The 17304-nt window shown below is 68.7% G+C and carries 17 protein-coding genes; 9 read left to right on the top strand and 8 right to left on the bottom strand.

Translation table 11 applies throughout. The annotated features are described in order from the left end of the window. Window positions 1-38 precede the first annotated feature (38 nt). Window positions 39-2390 carry a hemolysin gene (locus E4V01_RS11465; RefSeq protein WP_135298418.1) on the bottom strand — a complete coding sequence of 784 codons (2352 nt, stop codon included), beginning with the start codon at window positions 2388-2390 and terminating at the stop codon, window positions 39-41. 735 nt (window positions 2391-3125) lie between these two features. After that, window positions 3126-4118, bottom strand: coding sequence for an alpha/beta fold hydrolase (locus E4V01_RS11460; protein WP_060771820.1), 993 nt, complete (start codon window positions 4116-4118; stop codon window positions 3126-3128). Window positions 4119-4300: 182 nt separating this feature from the next. On the opposite strand from E4V01_RS11460, the gene E4V01_RS11455 reads away from it, so the two are divergent. After that, entirely contained in the window at window positions 4301-4771 is a 471-nt protein-coding gene (locus E4V01_RS11455) for an Hsp20 family protein (RefSeq protein ID WP_060771819.1), read from the top strand. A gap of 74 nt (window positions 4772-4845) precedes the next feature. Here E4V01_RS11455 and E4V01_RS11450 read toward each other — a convergent pair whose 3' ends face one another. The 3 genes from E4V01_RS11450 to E4V01_RS11440 are packed head-to-tail and all read right to left on the bottom strand — an operon-like array spanning window position 4846 to window position 6055. Further along, the gene (locus tag E4V01_RS11450; RefSeq protein ID WP_135298499.1) at window positions 4846-5157 is read right to left on the bottom strand and encodes a hypothetical protein; all 312 of its coding nucleotides are present in this window, start codon (window positions 5155-5157) and stop codon (window positions 4846-4848) included. A 45-nt stretch (window positions 5158-5202) separates the two neighbouring features. After that, window positions 5203-5616, bottom strand: a complete 414-nt coding sequence (locus E4V01_RS11445) for a cupin domain-containing protein (RefSeq protein WP_135298417.1) — start codon at window positions 5614-5616, stop codon at window positions 5203-5205. Window positions 5617-5620: 4 nt separating this feature from the next. Then, a complete protein-coding gene (locus E4V01_RS11440) occupies window positions 5621-6055 on the bottom strand; it encodes a hypothetical protein (RefSeq protein WP_060771816.1) in 435 nt (144 codons plus the stop codon). A 234-nt stretch (window positions 6056-6289) separates the two neighbouring features. On the opposite strand from E4V01_RS11440, the gene E4V01_RS11435 reads away from it, so the two are divergent. Further along, window positions 6290-7159, top strand: coding sequence for a Kdo hydroxylase family protein (locus tag E4V01_RS11435; protein ID WP_135298416.1), 870 nt, complete (start codon window positions 6290-6292; stop codon window positions 7157-7159). A 4-nt stretch (window positions 7160-7163) separates the two neighbouring features. On the opposite strand, the gene E4V01_RS11430 is transcribed toward E4V01_RS11435, so the two are convergent. Both E4V01_RS11430 and E4V01_RS11425 read right to left on the bottom strand, forming a co-directional pair. After that, the gene (locus tag E4V01_RS11430) at window positions 7164-8243 is read right to left on the bottom strand and encodes an AI-2E family transporter (protein ID WP_135298415.1); all 1080 of its coding nucleotides are present in this window, start codon (window positions 8241-8243) and stop codon (window positions 7164-7166) included. 42 nt (window positions 8244-8285) lie between these two features. Beyond that, the gene (locus E4V01_RS11425; RefSeq protein WP_135298498.1) at window positions 8286-8618 is read right to left on the bottom strand and encodes a diguanylate cyclase domain-containing protein; all 333 of its coding nucleotides are present in this window, start codon (window positions 8616-8618) and stop codon (window positions 8286-8288) included. Window positions 8619-8792: 174 nt separating this feature from the next. Between E4V01_RS11425 and E4V01_RS11420 the strand changes: the two genes are divergently transcribed. From E4V01_RS11420 to E4V01_RS11390, 7 genes are all read left to right on the top strand, one after another. After that, window positions 8793-9281, top strand: coding sequence for a hypothetical protein (locus tag E4V01_RS11420; RefSeq protein WP_060771812.1), 489 nt, complete (start codon window positions 8793-8795; stop codon window positions 9279-9281). Between the two features lie 205 nt (window positions 9282-9486). Then, window positions 9487-9783, top strand: coding sequence for an acyl carrier protein (locus tag E4V01_RS11415; protein ID WP_003601886.1), 297 nt, complete (start codon window positions 9487-9489; stop codon window positions 9781-9783). 28 nt (window positions 9784-9811) lie between these two features. Next, the gene (locus tag E4V01_RS11410) at window positions 9812-10276 is read left to right on the top strand and encodes a 3-hydroxyacyl-ACP dehydratase FabZ family protein (protein ID WP_060771811.1); all 465 of its coding nucleotides are present in this window, start codon (window positions 9812-9814) and stop codon (window positions 10274-10276) included. Then, the gene (locus E4V01_RS11405) at window positions 10273-11418 is read left to right on the top strand and encodes a beta-ketoacyl-ACP synthase (protein WP_135298414.1); all 1146 of its coding nucleotides are present in this window, start codon (window positions 10273-10275) and stop codon (window positions 11416-11418) included. The genes E4V01_RS11410 and E4V01_RS11405 overlap by 4 nt, the downstream gene beginning before the upstream one ends. Before the next feature lie 130 nt (window positions 11419-11548). After that, a complete protein-coding gene (locus tag E4V01_RS11400) occupies window positions 11549-12835 on the top strand; it encodes a beta-ketoacyl-ACP synthase (protein ID WP_060771809.1) in 1287 nt (428 codons plus the stop codon). Then, window positions 12832-13593, top strand: coding sequence for an SDR family NAD(P)-dependent oxidoreductase (locus tag E4V01_RS11395; protein ID WP_060771808.1), 762 nt, complete (start codon window positions 12832-12834; stop codon window positions 13591-13593). Before E4V01_RS11400 ends, E4V01_RS11395 begins: the two co-directional genes overlap by 4 nt. Before the next feature lie 12 nt (window positions 13594-13605). Then, window positions 13606-13890, top strand: a complete 285-nt coding sequence (locus tag E4V01_RS11390; protein ID WP_060771807.1) for an SH3 domain-containing protein — start codon at window positions 13606-13608, stop codon at window positions 13888-13890. A gap of 67 nt (window positions 13891-13957) precedes the next feature. On the opposite strand, the gene E4V01_RS11385 is transcribed toward E4V01_RS11390, so the two are convergent. Then, the gene (locus E4V01_RS11385) at window positions 13958-17167 is read right to left on the bottom strand and encodes a PAS domain-containing protein (protein ID WP_135298413.1); all 3210 of its coding nucleotides are present in this window, start codon (window positions 17165-17167) and stop codon (window positions 13958-13960) included. Window positions 17168-17304: the final 137 nt, after the last annotated feature.

Below are 17304 nucleotides of genomic sequence, written 5' to 3'. Positions count from 1 at the left end.
GGGAGGTGGGTCCGCCCCGGCGATGGGCGGGGCCGGGCTCAGGCGAAGATCAGATCCTTCACCTGTCCGGCCAGCGCGCTATCCCACGACCAGTTGGACTGGCCGACCAGATCGCTCGTGCGCAGCACATCCAGCGGAACCGCGCCCTGCCCCTCGGCCACGAGCTTGTCGTTCTTGATCAGGCGCATGTAGCCGGCCTCGTCCACGCTGGCCTGCCACTTCGCCATCTCACCCTCGACGATGGAATCCGCCGCCGTGATCCGGTGCTTCGTCGCGCCCGTGAAGATCTCGAAGGCCATGTCGTCACCGTTGCCGACCTGGCCGAGCCAGATGTTGTCGCTGTCCCGCCCGTTGCCGGTATCGAACACGCGCTGAAAGCTCCCGTGGGCGAGATCGTCGAAGCGGACCTCGGCGAACATCTTGAAGGCGCCGTCGATTTCCGGGATGCCCTTGAACGGCGTGATCGTCAGGTCGCTCACCTCGCCGACGAGCGGTTTGTCCGCCGCCCAGTTGGACTTGCCGACGAACTCGTTGATCCGCACGACGTCCTTCGGGACGATGCCCTGTCCCTCGGACAGGAGCACGCCGTCCTTGAACAGGCGCATCCAACCGGTCTCGTTGACGCTGGTCGTCCAGGTCGCTTCCTGGCCTTCGACGATCGCGCCCTTGGCCACGATGTTGGCGGACTTGGTGCCGTTCATGATCATGAACTGCATGTCTTTGGAGGTGCCGATCTGGCCGAGATAGACGTTGTCGGCGCCGGGACCGTTGCCGATGTCGTAGACACGCTGCCACGCGCCGGCATCGAGATCATCGAACCGGACCGTCGCACTGGCGGTGAAGGCGCCGTGGATGTCGGGCAGGTCGTCCTTGAAGGTCAGGTCGTAGATGCTGCCCTTCAGTGCGCTGTCGTGCGCCCAGTTGGATTGGCCCACGAGATCCTTCGCGCGGGTCACGTCGCGCGGCACCGTCCCCTGACCCTCGGCGACGAGCACGCCGTCCTTGTACAGGGACATCCATCCCCGCTCGTTGACGCCGGCGGTCCAGCGCGCCTCGACGCCCTGGGTGATGCCGTCCTTGGCGATGATGCTATGCTTGATCGCGCCATCGAGGATCTCGAAGGCCATGTCCCGTCCGTTGCCGACCTGACCGAGCCAGATGTTGTCGCTGTCCGGACCGTTGCCGGTATCGAAGACGCGCTGAAAATGGCCGCCGGCGAGATCGTCGAACCGCACCCGCGCGGTGACGCTGAACGCGCCGTCGATTTCGGGGATGTCGGGGCGGTAGGCCTCGTCCGCGGCGGCGTTCAGGGCCATCTCGTAGGGCGCCTTGCCGGCCTGTACGGAGCCGAAGCGCTGCTGCAGATGGGCGAGGAGGCCCGACACGCCAAGCACGGTGTCGTCGAAGTTCAGCGTCTCGATCGAGGTCAGCGTGTCGATGCTGCCGGAGGCGAGGTGCTTGACGGCGAGCGAACCGTTCGTGCCGTAGAGCGCGACGTAGTCCTGGCTCCGGCCCGTCAACACGGCCTTGTCGGTGCCTTCGCCCCCATCCAGCGCGTCGCCCCCGTTCCCGCCGATGAGCGTGTCGTTGCCCGCGCCCCCGTCCAGCGCGTCGTTCCCATTTCCGCCCATGAGCGTGTCGTTGCCCGCGCCGCCGAAGAGCTTGTCGTTGCCTCCGCCGCCGTCGATCCAGTCGTCACCGCCATAGGCGAAGAAGGTGTCGGCTCGGTTGCCGAGCCAGACCTTGTCGGCCCGCTCGGTCGAGATCGGCATCCCCTTGTCCTGAAGCATGGCCAGGTCGAGATCCGAGATGTGGGACCGCCTACCCCAGTTGGAAAAGGGGTCCATGAGATCCTCGATTCCCCACACGTGCGACCGGATCGCATCGAGCCTGGCCGGGCCGCCGAGAACCGTCCGCGTGTTCTCTCCATTGAAGAGGAGCACCCCGTTGCCCCCGTCCGTGGCAGCGAAATCGAGGAAGCCCAGCGCGTGGCCGATCTCGTGCTGGAAGAGGGTGAAGGCGTCGATCTTGTTGCCGGGAACGGCTGCCACACCTGCCGGGTCGTAGAAGAAATCGCCGAGCCTGTGCTCGCCGAGCGTGACTCTGGCATCCGGCGCGCCGCCGTTCGGGTCATACCCCTCGCGTGCCTTCAGGATGGGGGTATGTTCCCACCATCTCCCGTTCCAGGACCATTCAGGACCGCCGTTGGCGAGGAAATTGCCGCCGCCGACATTGCCGATCCCGAGCGCGATATCGATCGTGCTCTCGACTTGGATGTACTTGGCCCAGGCGTCGGCAGCCGCCTGTGCCGTCGCGAGGATCAGACTGGCCTGCGCCCCCGCCGATCTGATCGAGTAATCATTGGCCCAGGTGACCGAAATTTTCGCCATACTTGCATCCTCCGAACCATCCGCGCCGCTTCCGGATCGCTTCGCCGTTCAGCCACCGTCGGGCAACTCTAAGTCGGCCCGCGACAGGCCAGCTCTGAGTTTTACCAACAAGAGACCGGATGAATCGCAATCTAGTATGAAGATGCTCCTGATCGATTGACCTATAAATTAGTATTTTAACTTGTTTAATCGCCCTTTTTCAAAACGGATATCATATAGATCACAAATTTATCCAAGACGTAACTGATATAACAGCAACAACATGGAACAGGTTTCGCTTCGACAGGCTGCGATCCCGGGAAACTCCAAGAGCGAAACAGAAAATCCGAAATCAAAACAGCCGTCGGGCATTACTATGGAGTGCAGGGCCGACGCGGTCCGGACATCGAACGCGCCGAGAAGGCGAGCGGCACATTCCGATCGGGAATACTTCAGACCTGCGGATCCGACATGGCCGGATCGCGTCCCGGCGAACCGGATGACGAGGTCCCCAAGCGCCCGCGGCGCGACCGGTGGTCCTGTCGATCGATCCGGGTTCCGCTGGATCGAAGCGCAAACCGATCAACGAGCGCCGCTCGAGGACGTCACGGCTGACGCCAGCGAGGCGCAGGCCAGCCCGAACTCGGCCACACGTGAACGGTTGCCAGCCTGCATCCGCACGGGTTGCGACCGAGCCGTCGGACGTGGCCGAGCGTCAGCGCCGCGAGCGGAGGATGTCCGCGAAGTCCGATCCGCTCAGCCGGCGACGGGGGCGTGAGGAGCGGCTTCGGCGGCGGCCGAATGGACGAGATGGCCGGGGATGAACGCGTCGAAGGCCGCCCAGAAATCGGTGCGGACCGCGTCGCACTCGGTCAGGATCTCGTGGCGGGCGCCGGGCAGCACGATCAGGTGCCCGGTCTTGAGCCGGGCGGCGAAACGCTCGACCGCCGGCGTGCTGCAGACCGGGTCGGCGCCCGCCGCGACGATCAGGCAGGGTGTGCGGATCCTCCGGATCAGGGCCGGATCCTCCAGCCGGCGCATCGCCCGGAAGGCGGAGGCGAGCCAAGCAATGGTCGGATCGCCCACCGCGCCGGCCCCGACCGCGCGGGCGGCCTCGGCGTTGCGGGCGTAGCGCACCGGATCGGTCGAGAGGCGGTTGCCGGCGAACGGCTTCGTGGCGATCGAGACGGCCTTGCCGAAGGGGATGTAACAGCGCCCGAGCCCGAGCCGATGCAGGCCCCGCGCCAGCAGCGAGGCGCCCGCCGGCCAGCGCACCATGCGGATCGACAGCATCGGGGCGACGGTGACGAGCCGCCGGAACGGTAGCCGGCCCTCCGCCGCGCGTATCAGCGCCACCGCCCCGCCCATGGAATGGGCGAGCCCGAAATGCGGCTCGGGCATCATCGGCACGAGCACGGTCTCGGTGATCGCCTGCAGATCGAGGGGGTAATCATCGAAGTGACGGACATGGCCCTTGTGGGCGTCGCGGACCTGACGGCCGGAATCGCCCTGGCCGCGCCAGTCGAAGGCGACCACGCAGAAGCCGCGGGCGCGCAAGTCGCTGATCGTCTCGAAATATTTCTCGATGAACTCGGCTCGGCCCTGAAGCAGGCAGACCGTGCCCTTCACGCCCCGCGTCGTCGGCTGCCACGTCGCGGCCCGCAAGGGGACGCCGTCGGCGGTCTCGACCGGCACGAGGCGGGCGCCGGGCGGCACCGGATTGCCGGGGGTGGGACGGAGGGTCAGCACGGCTGGCTCACCCCGGGAAAATTTTTGCTCAAGCTCACGCGAAATCCCCGCAAACAGACCCTTGCACGGTTTTTGGGGCCTACCAATATCATCGATGCGCCGGCCGAGACGGCGGCGCGACGGTCCGGCCTACGGGCGGACCCGAATACATCGATCATGTTGCTTCTTCTGGAGGATATGTGATGCGTCAGTTCGATCTTGCTCCCCTGTACCGTTCCACCGTCGGTTTCGACCGCCTGTTCTCGGCCCTCGACGGTTTCGTGAGCACCGAGGCGGCTCCGACCTACCCGCCCTACAACATCGAGCGCACCGGTGAGAACGTCTATCGCGTCACCGTCGCGGTCGCCGGCTTCACCGAAGCCGACCTGTCGATCGAGGTGAAGGAGAACGCCCTCACCATCAAGGGCGAGCGCAAACCCGCCGAGGGCAAGTCCGCCGAAGTGCTCTACCAGGGCATCGCCGCCCGCGCCTTCGAGCGCCGCTTCCAGCTCGCCGACCACGTTCAGGTAACCGGCGCGGCGCTGGAGAACGGCCTCCTCCATGTCGATCTCGTCCGCGAGGTCCCGGAGGCGAAGAAGCCGCGCCGCATCGAGATCGCCAGCCGGCCGTCGAGCCAGCCGGTGATCGAGGGCTCGGTCCAGCAGGCCGCGTAACCGCTCAGCCGCGAGGCTGACCCCGCAGGGGAGCGCCCCGGCCGTCGAGGCCGGGGCGTATTCGTGCCGAGGGATCAGAAATCCCCGAACCGATCGCCGGGACCGGGCTCGTAGCAGGTGTACCCGACGAAGCAGCCCGGATTGTCGCGGGTCGGGACGAAGGCGCGCCGGCCGATCTCGGTGGCCTCGCAGAACGAACGGTCGCGCACGAAGCGGTCGAAGGTCGGCCCGCCGGTGCCGAGCACCGCCGCACCCTGCCGCGTGACCACGGCGCGGGCCTGGACGCAGGTGAGCGTCGTGGTGGAGGGGCGCTGTGCCAGGGCAGGCCCGATGCCGGCGAGCAGGGCCAAGCAGATTGAGGCCGAGCAAACCAGGGCGCATCGCATGAAGGGGGTCCGGCGAGAGGACATCTGATTCCTCAACCATGCCCGTCACGGATGGATCCCGTCGAGCTCCGGCAGCAGCACCACGCTTTCCTGCTCGTTCGGATCGGTGCGGGCGATGAGCGCCGTGCACGGCTCGGTCGGGCTCGGATTGTAGGGCAGGTGCGGCATGCCGGCCGGAATGTAGAAGTATTCGCCGGGCCGCAGCTCGGTGTGGTGCTCCAGCCGCTCGCCCCACCACGTGCAGGAGGTGCCGGCCAGCGCGTAGATCGCGGTCTCGTGGCCCTCGTGCTTGTGCGCCTTGGCCCGCGCTCCCGGCGGGATCGTCACCATCTGTAGGTGAAGGCCCGTGGCACCCGCCGATTCCGCCGAGATGCCGGGCGCGTAGGAAAGTCCCTGCTTGCCGATGAAGGGCTCGCCGGGCCGCACCACCCGGCAGAGCGCCGCGCCCGTGCCGGTCATGGCGCTACATGTCCCCGAACGCGAACTGCCCCTGAGGGGCGGCGGGCCGCTTCGCCGCGCGCGGCGTCTCCTTGCGAACCGAGAGCTTCGGACGTGGCTTGGGGTCGGCACGCATCCGCGCCTTCGCCTTGTCGCGCGCCACCGCCTCGGGGGCGTGCGGGTCGTCGTCGAGCCACTTGCCGCGCTTGATCACCTCGTTGACCCGGCCCTGGTTGACCCCGACCTTGAAGGCGATCTCCTGCTGCGTCATGCCGGTGGAGGCGTGCAGTTCGAGGATCGCGCGGGCAAGATCGGGCGTCATCTTCTGGCCGGTGATGCGCCGGGCCGGGCGGATGGTGCGGGTCTGGCGGTCACGCTCGCGCAGGCGCTCCAGCAGGGCGAGCGCCATATGCATGCCGTGCTCGCGCAGAGCCTCCTCGAATTCCTTCAGCGTCGCCATGGCGGGCTCCTCGTCCGGGAACGGACGTTCAGCGGGAAGAACGCTCCGCCCATGCCTCAGGTTGCGGATTCAGGAGACGCGCGCACGAGCAGCGGGGCAAGCGGATGGACGCTCTCGTCCACCGCAAAACGCTCAGGCGCGGCCGACCCGATGCCGCAGCGGGCCGGCATGTTGGCAGAGCGTGAGCCGGTCGGTTACACCGCGCACCATCCAATCGTGCGGGAAATGCCAGCCATGATCAGCCCCGTTCACCCCGTCTCCCGCGCCGAGGCGGTGCCGGGCGCGCCCGGTCTCGTCGAGGCGCTGGAAAGCGGCTCGGTCCTCGTCTTCCGCGATCTCGACTTCCCCTTCGACGCCTTCGAGCAGCGTTTCGTCGAGCGCCCCTTCGCCGACGGCAAGGCCAAGAACGTCGCGATCCGCAACGAGACCGCCGAACTGAGGGGCGGGGCCGGCAGCGCGGAGGATCAGGCGCGCCTGCGCGACCTCCTGGTGCGCTACCGCCGCTTCGCGGAAAATCTGATCGACAGCTACCTGCCGGCCTACCGCGGCAAGGTCTCGCTCGCGGGCACATCCTACCGGCCGTTCGATGTCGACAAGCGCAAGCTGAGCTGGCGGCGCGACGACACGCGGATGCATGTCGATGCCTTCCCCTCCAACCCGATCGGCGAAAAGCGCATCCTGCGCATCTTCCGCAACATCAACGCCGAGGGGCAGCCGCGGCTGTGGCGGGTCGGCGAGGATTTCGGCTCGATGGCCGAAAAATTCCTGCCGAAGCTTCCGGGCTATTCCGGCCTCTCGGCGAGCGTGTTGGCCGCGCTCAAGATCACCAAGGCCAAGCGCTCGGAATACGACCACCTGATGCTGCACCTCCACGACGCCCTGAAGCGCGACCTGGACTATCAGGCGAACGCGCCCCAGGCGGATGTGCGCTTCCAGCCGGGCGAGACCTGGGTGACCTTCTCCGATCTCGTGATGCACGGCGCCATGGGGGGACGCTACATGCTGGAGCAGACCGCCTACATCGCGGTCGCCGACCAGGCCGACCCGGAGAAGAGCCCGCAGCGGATTCTGGCGCGAAAGCTCGGGCGCGCGCTGAAGCATTGAGGGGTCAGGCCGGCTCCTGCGACCGCTCCGTCAGCTCCCGCCACAGCAGGATCAGGGCGGCCATGACCGCCGGGCCGACGAACAGCCCGAGCAGCCCGAAGGTCTCGACGCCGCCGAGGATGCCGAGCAGCACCCACAGGAAGGGCAGGCGGGTGGTGCCGCCGATCAGCACCGGGCGCACGAAATGGTCGGCGACGAAGGTGACGACGAAACCCGCCGCCACCACGATCGCGGCGGGGACGACCGCCCCGCCCGCTAGCAGCAGCACGGCGGCGAGGCCGAAGGCCAGCGGCGCGCCGAAGGGGATCATCGCGGCGACCGCGGTGAGCGCCCCGAACAGCACCGGATGCGGCACGCCGGCAAAGGCGTAGACGATCCCGAGCAGGAAGCCCTCGCCGATCCCGACGAGGACGAGCCCATCCACCGTGCCGTGGACGGAGGCCACCATCTGGCGCGCCACCCGCTCGCCGCGCGGACCGAACAGGCGATGGCTCGCCCGGAGCGTCTGGGCGATCACCGTATCGCCCTCGCGGAACAGGAAGAACAGCGCCAACAGGCAGAAGCCGAACAGCACCACCCGGTGCACCAAACCCGCCCCGAGGCTGCGGGTGAGATCGCGGTTCGAGGTCGTGTTCAGCCGCTCGCTCAGTTCATGCGCCAGCCCGGCATGGGCGAGGTGGGCGTTCCACCACTTGGTGACGGCGGCAGCCCCATAGGGCAGGCGGGCGATGAAATCCGGCACCGGAATGCCGTTGCGTTCGGCCTCGCGGGCATAGGCCAGGAGGTCGTGCGCCTCGCGGCCCGCCTCGACCGCCAGCACGGCGATGGGCAGCAGCAGAACCAGAGCCACGAGGCCGGTGAAGACGGCCGGCCACAGGATGTTGTGCCGCCCCGGCGGGAAGCGGCGTCGCGCACGGACGAAGAGCGGCCAGAGGGCGATGGCGAGCACCACCGCCCACACCAGCGCTCTCAGGAAGCCGGACAGGATGTAGACGCCGAGCGCCAGCAGCCCCGCGACGAGGAGGGCGCGCAGCACCCACTGGCTGCGGGCGACCTCAGGTTCCGTCCGATCCGTGCCAGCCATCGCCGCCTCACTCCGTTTCTCCGCCGTGTCGGCGCGAGCGACCTATGGCGGGCACAGCGGCAATCCAGAGGTGGCTTCAGGCCGCGGCGCGGTCGCGCCCCGGGCCATGGCGCGATAAAGGGGGCGGTCGGCCCGCTCGACGGCGGCGGAAACATCCGCCTCGCCCGGCTCGACCGCGGCGATGCCGAGGCTGATGGTCCAGGCCGGGAGGTCGTCCGCACGAGCGACCGCGTGGCGAATTTTGTCGGCGAGCCGGCGCGCCTCGGCCGGGCTTCGTTCGGACACGAGCAGCACGAACTCGTCGCCGCCGGGCCGGACGAGGCAGGCGTCCGGGCCCAGGTTCACGATGCCAGGCGGCTTCTTTTCTGCGCTCACCGAGACTGGTTTCCTCGTCTTGTCCGACGCGCACGCAAGCCGGGAAAGCGCCCGGCGGGAATTGGAACGAACTGCGAACAAAGGCTTGACCTGTTCGCCGCGCAGACGCACTGTTCATGGAACGTTCCGGACTGATTCGCTGCCTCGGCGCAGCGCGCAAGGCAGGAGGCTTCCATGATCGAGATCGGCTTCGACGACGACGGGCTCGACCGGCCGGCGCCTGCGACGCGGCAACCGTCCCCGGACCGCGACTGGCGCATCCTCGAGGAAGGCCTCGAACACCCGGCAAGCGGCTATTTCATCGCCCGTGAGGAGATCGCCAGCCGGCGCGGCGACGGGCTGTGGACCTGGCCGATGCAGCTCGCCGAAAAGGCGTGGTGTGCGCCGCTGGGCTTCCGGCGGGTCTTCCTGGCCGCCCTCGATCGCTACGGTGTGGCGGCTGATGCGGATCTCGCCCGCTCCTTCGCCCTCGGCTTCGGGATTCAGGATGCGGGGCAGCGGCACAACGATCGCTTCGTGGCGCTCGGCGAACTGGTGCGCCCGCGCACGGCGGAGCGCAAGCGGACGCTGCCGGCGGAGGGCCGCCGCACCGGTCGCGAGCGTCCGCGGCAGGGTGCGGACACTCGTGCGCCAGCACTCGACCTCAGCCGCTCAGCCGGCTGAGAAGCAGCGCGGGAGGCTGGCCGGCTGCGACGCCCGAGGTTGCCCGTGCTCCATCGCTTCGTGTAAGGGGTCGCGATCTTTTCATAGACGCCATCGGGAACCGGCGGCGAAGCGGGGCCGCAGACCGGCTCGGGCGCCATGGGGGCGTGCCGCGCGAAGGGTTGGCGACGCCGGATATGAAGAATCAAGAAAGCGGCCAGCCCTAATGTCGAACGAGACCGCCACCTTCGACCGCGTCGCGGACATCATTGCCGAGACGGCGGATATCCCGCGTGACAAGATCACGCCCGAGAGCCACGCCATCGACGATCTCGGCATCGATTCGCTCGCCTTCCTCGACATCGCCTTTGCGGTCGACAAGGCCTTCGGCATTAAGCTGCCGCTGGAGCGCTGGACCCAGGAAGTCAACGAGGGCAAGGTTCCGGCCGAGCAGTATTTCGTGCTGAAGAACCTCTGCGCGCGCATCGACGCTCTGGTCGCCGAGAAGGCCGCCAAGGCCTGATCCGTCGGGCTTCAGGGATTAACGCGCGATGCGGCTCGAATATTTCGAGATGATCGACTCTGTGGTGCGGCTCGACCGCGCCGCCGGCCGCATCGAGGCGCGGGCGCTCGTGCCCGAGGCGAGCCCGGTCTTCGAGGGACATTTCCCCGGGCACCCGCTGGTGCCGGGCGTCCTGCTCACCGAGACCATGGCGCAGGCCTCCGGCTACCTCGTGCTGGCCCATCTCGACTTCGCGCAGATGCCGTTCCTCATGGCCGTGGACAAGGCGCGCTTCCGCTCTTTCGTCGGTCCGGGGGCGGCCCTCGAGATCACGGCGAGCCTGGAGCACGATGGCTCCGGCTACGCGGTGACGAAGGCCGCGATCCGCCACGAGGGCAAGGCGCTCTGCGACGCGGAACTGCGGTTCCGCACCATGCCGTTCCCGGCCGGCCTCGATGCGCCGATGCGCGAGCGCGCTCGGAAGATCGGCCTTCTGGATGGAGCGCAGCCGTGAGCCGTCCGCAGGCCCGCGACGTCGTCGTCACCGGGATCGGCCTCGTCTCCTGTGCCGGCGAGGGGATCGAGACGCACCTGACCGCCTTCGCCTCGAATGCGCTGCCGCGCACGGATGCGGAGACGTTCGCGCCCTATCCGGTGCACCCGGCGGCGCCGGTAAGCCTCGACGCGCAGATCCCGAAGAAGTCGGATCAGCGGCAGATGGAGGCGTGGCAGCGGCTCGGCGTCTACGCCGCCGGCCTCGCGCTCGATTCGGCCGGGGTGAAGGAGGACGCGGGCTTCAAGTCGGCGCTGTCGCTCGTGGTGGCGGCGGGCGGCGGCGAACGCGACTACGCGGTCGATGGGGCGATCCTGACCGGCCTGCGCGGCACCAACGATCCCGGCGCCTTCCTCAACGAGCGGCTCCTCAACGACCTGCGGCCGACCCTGTTCCTGGCGCAGCTCTCGAACCTGCTCGCGGGCAACATCAGCATCGTCCACGGCGTCACCGGTGCCTCGCGCACCTTCATGGGCGAGGAGTCGAGCGGCGTCGATGCCCTGCGCATTGGCCATGCCCGGATCGCCTCGGGTCAGGTCGAGACCATGATGGTGGGCGGCTCCTACAACGCCGAGCGGCCCGACGTGATGGTCGTCCACGAGATGGGCGGCTACCTTCTCAAGACCGCTTACCGGCCGGTCTTCGAGCGGGGGGCAGAGGGCACGGGCGGCTTCGTGCTCGGCAGTGCCGCCGCCTTCCTCGTGTTGGAAGCGGCCGAGCACGCCGCCGCCCGCGGCGCCAGGGCCCTGGCCCGGCTCATGCCGGTGGCCAACGACCGGGTGGCCCGCGCGCCGGGCAGCGTGTCGGCGAGTCTGACTCGTCTCATCGGCGAGGCCGGGATCGAGCGGCCGGACGTGGTGCTCTCGGGCGCCACCGGCCTGGCCGACCTCGCGGCCGAGGAGATCGCCGGCCTCCACACGGCGCTGCCGGGCGCGCGCATCCGCGCCACGGGCGATATGATCGGCCATCCGATGGAGGTCGCGGCCCCGTTCGGGACGGCTCTGGCCGCAGCACTCTGCGCGGCAGGATCGGCTGCGGAGGTCGCGGTCACCTCGGTCGGCCACCGCCGCGGCGAGGGTGTGATCCGCGTCGTGAAGACCTAGAGCATCATCCCGAAAGGTGGTTGCCGGCTTTCGGGACGATGGCGATGCGAGAACGAGTGTCCGCCGCTTCGGAGACCGCCGCCGCCGCGGTCCGGATGCGTGCCGGCCGAAACCATGGTCTGAGGCCCCGATGCCAGAACCGCGCTCCTCATCCACCCACGATGCCCTGGGACGCCCGCTCGTCGCGGTGACGGGCCTCGGCATCGTCACCTCGCTCGGCCGCGGCGCCACCGAGAACTGGGATGCGCTGACGACCGGGCGCTCCGGCATCCGCGCCATCAGCCGCTTCTCCACCGAGGGCCTGCGCACCCGCATCGCCGGCACCGTCGATTTCCTCGACACCGACCCGCTGGTGGCCCCCCTCCTGTCCGAGCGATTCGCCATGGTGGCGGCCGAGGAGGCGGTGACGCAATCCGGCATCGGCGCGGGCTTTCCGGGCGGGCTGTTCGTGGCGGTGCCGCCGGTCGAGATGGAATGGCCGCAGCGGCAGGCCCTGGCGGAGGCCGCGGGCGAGCCCGACGAGGTGACCTATGCGGGGCTTCAGCGCGCCGCCGCCTCCCGCCGCTTCGATGCCTGGCACGACCTGTTCATCTTCGGCACGGTGGCCGACCGGCTCGCCGACCGCTTCGGCACGCGCGGTTCGCCGATCTCGCTCTCGACCGCCTGCTCGTCGGGCGCCACCGCGATCCAGCTCGGCGTCGAGGCGATCCGCCGGGGCGAGATGGACGCCGCGCTCTGCATCGGCACCGATGGCTCGGTGAATCCGGAATCGCTGATCCGCTTCTCGCTGCTCTCGGCGCTCTCCACGCAGAACGATCCGCCGGAGGGCGCCTCGAAGCCGTTCTCGAAGAACCGCGACGGCTTCGTCATGGGCGAGGGCGCCGCCGCCCTGGTGCTGGAGAGTGCCGAGTCGGCACGCGCGCGCGGCGCAAACATCCTCGGCTATGTGCTCGGCTGCGGCGAGAAGGGCGACGGCTTCCACCGGACCCGCTCCAGCCCCGACGGGGCGCCGGTCATCGCGGCGATGCGCGCAGCCCTCGAGGATGCCGGCGTCACGCCCGAGGCCATCGATCACGTCAACGCCCACGGCACCTCGACGCCGGAGAACGACAAGATGGAGGCGCTCGGCTGCTCGGCGGTGTTCGGCGAGCGGGTGGAGCGTCTGCCGATCTCCTCCAACAAGTCGATGATCGGCCATACGCTGACCGCGGCCGGCGCGATTGAGGCGGTGGTCTCGCTGCTGACGATCCAGAATGGGCGCATCCCGCCGACCATCAACTACGCGGTGCCCGATCCAGCGCTGCTCCTCGACGTGGTGGGAAGCGCCCGCGACACCCGCGTCTCGCGGATCCTCTCGAATTCTTTCGGCTTCGGCGGGCAGAACACCTGCCTGGTTCTGGGAGACGAGCCGGCATGAGCGACGAAAGAAAATCCGTCCTCGTCGTCGGCGGTGCCTCCGGGCTCGGTGCGGCGACCGTCCGCGCCCTGGCGGCGGCCGGCCACGCCGTCACCTTCACCTACCGCTCTTCGCCGGAGCGGGCGCAGGCGCTCGCCGACGAGCTCGTGCCGATGCATGGCGAAGGCAGCCTCACCGCCCGCGCCCTCGACCTGTCGGACCGCGACGCGGTGGAGGCGTTCTGCGAATGGGCCGAGGGCGAGGGCTTCTACGGCTACGTCCACAATGCCGGCCAGTCGGCGGATGCGCTGGCGGCCATGCTCGACCGCGAGCGGGCCGAGGCGGCGATGCAGGTGAACTTCTGGTCGATGACCCGGATCGCCAAGGCGCTGGTGCGTGGGATGATCCGGGCGCGCGCCGGCCGCATCGTCGCCATCGGTTCGGTGGCCGCGCTCCAGGCCAATGCCGGCAATGCGGCCTACGCGGCGACCAAGGGCGCCCTGATCGCCTATTGCCGCACGCTGGCGATCGAGTCGGCCAAGCGCGGCGTCACCGTCAACGTCATCGCTCCCGGCTTCATCGACACCGAGATGCTGGCGGCCTATGCCAGCCACCGCGAGGGGATCGAGCGCCAGATCCCGCTCGGACGTTTCGCCAAGCCGGAAGAGGTCGCGGCGATGGCCGCGTTCCTGATCGGGGAGGGCGGGGCCTACATCACCGGTGCGGTGCTACCCGTCGATGGCGGTTTGACCGCGATGATGGGCATCCACCGCACCTGAAGCCTGCCGGCGATGTCCCGCTCCCTGCCCCGCCTCGCCCTCGCTCTGCTGCTCGCAGGGGGAGGCTCCGCCTGGGGCGCGGAGACCTTCCGGGTCGAGGGCCTGCCGCGGGACGACAGCCTGACGATCCGCGAGACGCCGGATGCGGGCGCGCCGGCCCTTGGACAGATCCCGGTCGGGCGCCGGGTGCTCGGCTTCGGCTGCACCAACGAGACGCCGAGCGGGCTGACATGGTGCCGGGTGAAGTTCGACCGCACCCTCGGCTGGGCGCGGCGGCGCTACCTGACGCCGGATTGAGATCCGCGCCGACGTCCCGGGCGACGAACACAGGCGCGGCATCCCCGAACAGCGCGCTCCGGTGATCTCACGGCACCGCGTGGAGCGCCTCGGCGAGGAAATTGACCACGCGTTTCAGCTCGACCGGCTTCTGGAGACGCTCCACATCCGCGAAATCCGGCGGAATCACCCCCTCGTCGTAACCGGTGATGAACACGAACGGCACGCCGCGCTCCCGAAGCAGGGCCGCCAGGGTGAAGGACGGCCCTGAGCCGAGATTGATATCCACCAGCGCCGCCGCCAGCGCACCTTCGTCGAGCGCCTCGCGCGCCGCCTCCTCGCTGGGGCAGGGGCCGACCACCTCCGCACCCGCTCCCTGAAGCGCGCGTGCCGTATCGGTGGCGAGATAATAATCGTCCTCCACCACGAGGATGCGATAGCCGCTCAGGTCTGGTTGACCGGTCATGTCGAGCGCTCCTCCGAACACGGTCGCGCGTTGCGGGGCATCGGTTTCTAGAATGCTGGCGCCGACGCGGAGCGGGAATTCGAGGCGGCACCGCGCCCCCTCCGGACCGATCTCCAGGCGGCCGCGCCCCCCGAGTTCGTAAGGCAGGCGCCCCTCGATTAGTTCGCGGCCAAAACCACGGCGCGCGCCGGTGCGGCCATTTGCCTCGCGCTCAGCCGCAATCTTCGCTTTCGGCACGCCATCTTCCGCCCAATCGAAGCCGAGCCAGGACTCGCCCTTCTTCTCGAACAAGGACCAGCGCACCCGCACGCGGCCCTCCGACACCGACAAGGCTCCATATTTCAGGGCGTTGGTCGCCAGTTCGTGAACGGCGAGGGTCAGGATCTCCGCCGCCTTGGGCGAGAGTTCGACTTTGGGTCCCGACAGATCGTACTGGTCCGCGCGCAGGTCCTGGGCGTCGATCTCGTCGCGGACGATGGTGGCGACCAGCACACCGGCATTGGGAGAGCGGGTCAGCAGGGCCTGCACGCGGGCCAGCGACAGGAGGCGCCCTCCCACCAGGGACGCGTAGTCGGATACGGTCTCCGCCCGCTCGCCCGTGCGGGCGACGATCGAGCGGGTCACCGCCATGATGTTGCGCACCCTGTGCTGCAGCTCGGCGAGCAATACGGCCTGATGGTCGACCAGCAACTTGGCCTCAGTCATGTCGGAGGAAAGACCGCCGATGCGCCGCACCCGGCCCTGCTCGTCGCGCAAGGGGAACAGGGTGCTGCGGATCCAGCGGAAGGCGCCGTCGCTCGGCCGCTGGATGCGGAACTCGTTCAGCAGCGATTGGCCGGTCGCTGCCCGCTGCAGGTTCTGCAGGGCGTGCTCGCGATCCTCCGGCAGCATGTGGCTTGCCCACCGCCGGATATCGGTGCCGAGCAAGCTGGGTTCGATGCCGTAGACCGTCCGCAGGGCCGGACTCACGTACTCCATCGCGAGAGTCTCCGCATCGCGGATCCAGAGGACGTCGGAGGAGGCCTCGGCGAATTGCCGGAAACGCTCCTCGCTCTCGCGCAGGCGCAGTTCCGCCCGCTTGCTGCGCAGGGCGTGCCAGATCGCGGGCGCCAGCGCTTCCGCCGCCTCCAGGTCCTCCGAACGGTAGCCGCCCGGGCGGTTGCCGAGCCCGATCATACCCCGCGTCCTGTCGCCCTGCTTCAGCGGCACGCCGAGGAAGGCCGTCAGCGGCAGGTGGCCGGCCGGCGTGCCGACGCGGTCGGGGTGGGAGGCGGGATCGTTGACGATGATGCCCGCGCCGTCCTGCAACACCCGCCCGTAGATGCCATGAATCGCGAGCCCCAGGGCCGACTTGCCCATCGGGAAGCGGTCATCTCCGTCCGATGTGCGCGCGGCGTAGCGGGCCCGGCTCCGGTCGCTGAAGAACAGGCCGTCGAGGCGCCCGGTGGTCTTGTCGATCTCGCCCATGAAGCCGATGGCGCTGCCCGTCAGCTCCTCGGCGACATCGAGGGAGATGCGCGCCAGTTCCTCCTCCGAGGAGGCGCCGAGCGTCTCGCTGAAGACGAGGTTGATCGCTTGGAGAACGGCGTTGTTGCGCCTGATGCGCTCCTCGGCAAGGCGCCGCTCGGTGACGTCGATCGAGACGCCGACGAAGCGCCCGTCCTCCAGCGGGCGGCCTGACGTGCTGAGCCAGCGGTACTGCCCGTCGGCACGGCGGAGCCGGGCCTCGTCGGTGAAGCAATGGCGCTGCGCAAACGCCCCTTGGAAGAGAGAAAGGTGTCGCTCGGCATCCTCGGGATGCAGGAACTTCTGCCAGCCATGCCCCGCCACGGCCTCGAAGCCGACTCCGAAGAAGTCGAGATAGTGGTCATTGACGAGGATCGCGCCGCTCGAATCCGCGTCCCAGATCAGGACGGGTGCGGCATCGGCCATGGTGCGCAGGCGAATGTCGGCCTCGCGCGCCGTCTTCTCCGCGCGGGCCCGCTCCATCGCCGCCCAGGTGCGCTCGCCGATCTCGGTGGCCAGCGTGATCTCCGCGGGGGTCCATTCTCGCGGTGTCGTCATGGAGATCGCAAGTGCGCCGACGAGGCGGTCCTGCTTCGCCAGCGGAATGCCGAGCAGGCTCACGACACGATCGGCCAGCACCTTCTCCCGGCAGTCGTCCGGGACCAGGGGGGATGTCTGCACGTCCGTGATCGCGATCGGCTGGCCCTGACGCTGATGGGGCATCGCCCAACCGACGAGGCTGAGGGGATATTTCCCGGCTCGCGAGGGGAGACCTGCGCGCGCAAAATCCTGTGCGATGATCGCGAAACCCTCCGCCTCGTACAGGTTGAGGTAGTACGTGTAGTCGGCCTGAAGGTGCTCACCGAGCAAGCGGCAGGCCACGGCCTGGACTTCGAGCGGATCGGCCAGGGGGCGCAGCGCGTCGCTGAGGCCGAGCACGAAGGCCTGCTGCTCCTCGCGCTCGAGCAAGGCCCGCTCGACGAGGACGCGATCGGTCGTCTCGAAGGCCGAGAGATAGAACCCGGCGAAGCCTCCCGCTTCGTCCCGCAAGGGCGTCCACTGAGACGTGAACCAGCCGAAGGGTCGCTCCGGCCGCGCAGGCAGCTCCCAGTAGCGATCAATGATCTGACGAGCCTGCCCCTGTCGTATCGAGTGGACGATGCCGTCGCTTTCCGGCTTTGGCCAGACTTTCGTGAACGGGCGGCCAAGGGGTGGCGGATCGCTGAAGTTGTCGATCGCGTCGAAACTGTCGTTATGGATTACCGTAAGTTCAGGTCCCCAGGCGATCGCGGCCGGCAAAGGAGAGCCGAGCATCAACTCGACCATCGTCCTCAAGCTCTGCGGCCAATCAGCAATGGCACCAAGAGGTGTCCGTGCCCAATCGTAAGCACGAATACGCGCGGACATTCCCGCACCGGTTGGCCATTCGCTGCCTACTCGACACATCCTTATGTGAAAGACAT

It is taken from the genome of Methylorubrum sp. Q1, assembly GCF_004683995.1.
In the GTDB taxonomy this organism is placed as follows: domain Bacteria; phylum Pseudomonadota; class Alphaproteobacteria; order Rhizobiales; family Beijerinckiaceae; genus Methylobacterium.
This window is presented reverse-complemented; position numbering and strand designations above follow the sequence as displayed.

Coding starts and splice junctions, on each gene's coding strand:
- E4V01_RS11430 (WP_135298415.1), bottom strand. CDS start 8,243: ATGGCTGGCACGGATCGGACGGAACCTGAGGTCGCCCGCAGCCAGTGG.
- E4V01_RS11440 (WP_060771816.1), bottom strand. CDS start 6,055: ATGGCGACGCTGAAGGAATTCGAGGAGGCTCTGCGCGAGCACGGCATG.
- E4V01_RS11390 (WP_060771807.1), top strand. CDS start 13,606: ATGTCCCGCTCCCTGCCCCGCCTCGCCCTCGCTCTGCTGCTCGCAGGG.
- E4V01_RS11450 (WP_135298499.1), bottom strand. CDS start 5,157: ATGCGATGCGCCCTGGTTTGCTCGGCCTCAATCTGCTTGGCCCTGCTC.
- E4V01_RS11435 (WP_135298416.1), top strand. CDS start 6,290: ATGATCAGCCCCGTTCACCCCGTCTCCCGCGCCGAGGCGGTGCCGGGC.
- E4V01_RS11465 (WP_135298418.1), bottom strand. CDS start 2,390: ATGGCGAAAATTTCGGTCACCTGGGCCAATGATTACTCGATCAGATCG.
- E4V01_RS11415 (WP_003601886.1), top strand. CDS start 9,487: ATGTCGAACGAGACCGCCACCTTCGACCGCGTCGCGGACATCATTGCC.
- E4V01_RS11420 (WP_060771812.1), top strand. CDS start 8,793: ATGATCGAGATCGGCTTCGACGACGACGGGCTCGACCGGCCGGCGCCT.
- E4V01_RS11455 (WP_060771819.1), top strand. CDS start 4,301: ATGCGTCAGTTCGATCTTGCTCCCCTGTACCGTTCCACCGTCGGTTTC.
- E4V01_RS11400 (WP_060771809.1), top strand. CDS start 11,549: ATGCCAGAACCGCGCTCCTCATCCACCCACGATGCCCTGGGACGCCCG.
- E4V01_RS11395 (WP_060771808.1), top strand. CDS start 12,832: ATGAGCGACGAAAGAAAATCCGTCCTCGTCGTCGGCGGTGCCTCCGGG.
- E4V01_RS11385 (WP_135298413.1), bottom strand. CDS start 17,167: ATGGTCGAGTTGATGCTCGGCTCTCCTTTGCCGGCCGCGATCGCCTGG.
- E4V01_RS11445 (WP_135298417.1), bottom strand. CDS start 5,616: ATGACCGGCACGGGCGCGGCGCTCTGCCGGGTGGTGCGGCCCGGCGAG.
- E4V01_RS11410 (WP_060771811.1), top strand. CDS start 9,812: ATGCGGCTCGAATATTTCGAGATGATCGACTCTGTGGTGCGGCTCGAC.